Here is a 2,498-nt window from a genome sequence, read left to right on the forward strand (position 1 = left end):
CCAGCCGGGATGCGAGGGCCGCCGTCGCGTCGTAATCCACCGCGCCGTCGGCAGTGAAGGGCGTGACCATGGCGGTGACCAGGGTGCCGAACGGAAGGTTTCTGGGCGCGGATTCAGGCATGGGTAAAACGTTACCCGTTTTGGCGGCGGCGGGCAGGACCGGCACGGCGTCCAGCGGTGCCGGGGTCCGGAACTGCCGTCCCGCCGGGTACTGCCAGAGGGCTGTGAGAACATCGGACCATGTCCTCCCAGCCCGCCTTCCGGCGCCTCAGCGGTATCGACGCAGCACGCGGGATTGCACTGTTCGGGATGATGAGTACCCATATTTTTCCGCTATACGTCCCCGGCACTGCCGAAGCCACGGAGGTGGCCCTCCTTTTCTCAGGGCGCGCATCGGCCTTGTTCGCGGTGGTGGCGGGAATCGGCCTTGCACTGCTCACGGGGGGCAACTCACCGCGTGCGGGGCGTGTACTGGGGATGGATCGACGCGGCATCGCGGTTCGGGCCGTTGTCATCGCGATGGTCGGCCTGGTGCTGGGCGGGGTCGAGACGAACATCGCCGTCATCCTGTTCCACTACGGCATCCTCTTCCTGCTCGCGCTGCCCTTCACCGGGCTGCGCGCGCCCGCGCTCGCGGCGTGGGCACTGGGGTGGACACTGCTCTCGCCCGTCGCGGCCTTCCTGGTGCGCCCCTGGATCGAAACGACGGTGGTGCCGGCCGACGTCGGCGGCAACCCCATGTTCGAGCACCTCCTCGTTCCCGCGACCCTCCTGGCCGACATCCTCGTCACCGGGTACTACCCCGCGCTCCAGTGGCTGAGCTACGTCCTCATCGGCATGGTCATCGGCCGCCTTCGGCTTGCCGACCTGAAGGTGCAGGGTGCAATGGTGGCTGCCGGCCTTGCGGCTGCGTTCGGGGCGAAGCTGGTAAGCTCCTACCTGCTGGGGCCGGCGGGCGGCCTCGAGGCGCTGCTGCAGACGCCGGAGCCCGAGGGTTATCCGCTCGAGGCCATGCTCGACGTCGGCCTGGGGCAGATCGGCCAGGGCGCGTCCTGGTGGTGGCTGGCCGTCAGCAGCCCCCACTCCGGCACGACGCTCGACCTCGTCCACACGGCAGGGTCGGCAGCGGTGGTCGTCGGTCTCTGCCTGCTGCTCACCCGCCGAAGTCCGCGCGCCCTGCTGCCGCTGTCGGCTCCCGGAGCGATGACCCTGACGCTCTACGCCCTGCACATCACCATCATGAGCTGGGTTGACCAGCTGGCTCCCCTGCCCGAGCCCTCCGTCGTCTTCTGGATCCAGGCGCTGGCCTTCGTTGCCCTTGGCATCGTTTTTCACCTCGTGAACGCGAGGGGTCCGCTCGAACTTCTGACCTCGGGTACATCACGCGCCGCCCGTACCGGGCTCGCGCCGGAAGCGGGAAGCGGGGCCGGCCGGGCGAACAGCTAGCTCATCGACACGGCCAGCTCATCGAATCGGGGGTTCCGCGCGATGCGGACGGCCGCGACGGTCGAGGAACTCCTTTCGGGGCAGGATCGGACGTCGGTGGATCACGCTAGCGATCGTCGGGCAGGGAGAATCGCATGCCTGCCCGGGCGAAGCGTTCTGTGGCGTCGACGCCCGCCGCGAGAGCGGGGGTGATGCATCCGGTCCTGCCGCTTCCGCTGCCGTCGGCGATCATCAGCGCGAGCTCTGCGATCATCCGGGCGGTCGTGACGTATCCGGGATGCCCCTCGGCGTCGAGATGGACCCGGACCTGCCGGTGATCAGCGGAGCGGCCGACGAGGTCGAGCTCCCATCGCCAGTCCTGAAGCTGCGGCCCACGCGGCCTTGCTCCGCTGGGGGGCAGCACACGTCACCCGGCCCGGGCGAGGGCCCTCCGGAAAGGGACCGGGAGCAGGCCGACGGCAAGAACTGTTGCCTGAAGCAGTGCGAACGCCCCCGCCGCCAGCAGCCTCACCACACCGCCGACGCCGGAGAACCGCCCGAACTGCAGGCCGTCGCGGTAGCGCAACGGGACGACGTCCTCGTCGGCCTCCCGCGCGAGGAGCCAATTGGTGCGGTGCACCACGGGAGGATTGATGAACGCGGCAGGCATCATCGGTCCGATGACCCGTCCTGCATCGAGACGGGGCCGCAGCCGGTTCGGTGAGGCCTTCCGGACCAGGATCGCGTCACTCTCATCCGGCACGCGGAACGCGACGTCCTGAAGTGCGGGATCGCCGGGATCCTCGAAGACGCCGAGGATGCTCTGAATCGTCCCTCCCGAGAGCAGATCGCCTACGCCGGAAGACGGAGGACTGCGCACGGATACCTGTACGTCGGCCGAGACCAGCCGCGCTGCCTGACGCCGCATGGCGTTCCGGGCCAGCTCGAGCGCAAGATCAGCGGGCAACGCTTCGAACCCCGCCGTCTGTACCACAGCGACTCCGGCTTCCACGGCTCGTGTGTGCCAGGCGTCCACCCTCCGGATGAACTGTGTCTCGGCCGTCAGGTCGAGG

At 69.0% G+C, this 2,498-nt stretch carries 3 protein-coding genes and 1 pseudogene; 1 reads left to right on the forward strand and 3 read right to left on the reverse strand.

Annotation, left to right across the window (positions count from 1 at the left end):
• Nucleotides 1-121: pseudogene (locus Y705_RS22970) on the reverse strand (4-hydroxy-tetrahydrodipicolinate synthase); the annotation flags it as partial.
• A 119-nt stretch (nucleotides 122-240) separates the two neighbouring features.
• Here Y705_RS22970 and Y705_RS17410 point away from each other — a divergent pair.
• Nucleotides 241-1,446: a heparan-alpha-glucosaminide N-acetyltransferase domain-containing protein gene (locus Y705_RS17410; protein WP_049822272.1), complete on the forward strand. Its 1,206-nt coding sequence runs from the start codon at nucleotides 241-243 to the stop codon at nucleotides 1,444-1,446.
• Between the two features lie 106 nt (nucleotides 1,447-1,552).
• On the opposite strand, the gene Y705_RS0104520 is transcribed toward Y705_RS17410, so the two are convergent.
• Entirely contained in the window at nucleotides 1,553-1,849 is a 297-nt protein-coding gene (locus Y705_RS0104520; protein WP_026531985.1) for a hypothetical protein, read from the reverse strand.
• Nucleotides 1,850-1,852: 3 nt separating this feature from the next.
• Nucleotides 1,853-2,498 (reverse strand): saccharopine dehydrogenase family protein (locus tag Y705_RS17415; protein WP_216698741.1); only part of this gene is annotated, 646 nt, incomplete at its 5' end.

This window comes from Arthrobacter sp. H41 (assembly GCF_000520535.1).
GTDB lineage: Bacteria > Actinomycetota > Actinomycetes > Actinomycetales > Micrococcaceae > Arthrobacter_D.

What these genes read in the sequence shown, in the direction of transcription:
- Y705_RS17410 (WP_049822272.1), top strand. Translation starts at nt 241, where the DNA reads ATGTCCTCCCAGCCCGCCTTCCGGCGCCTCAGCGGTATCGACGCAGCA.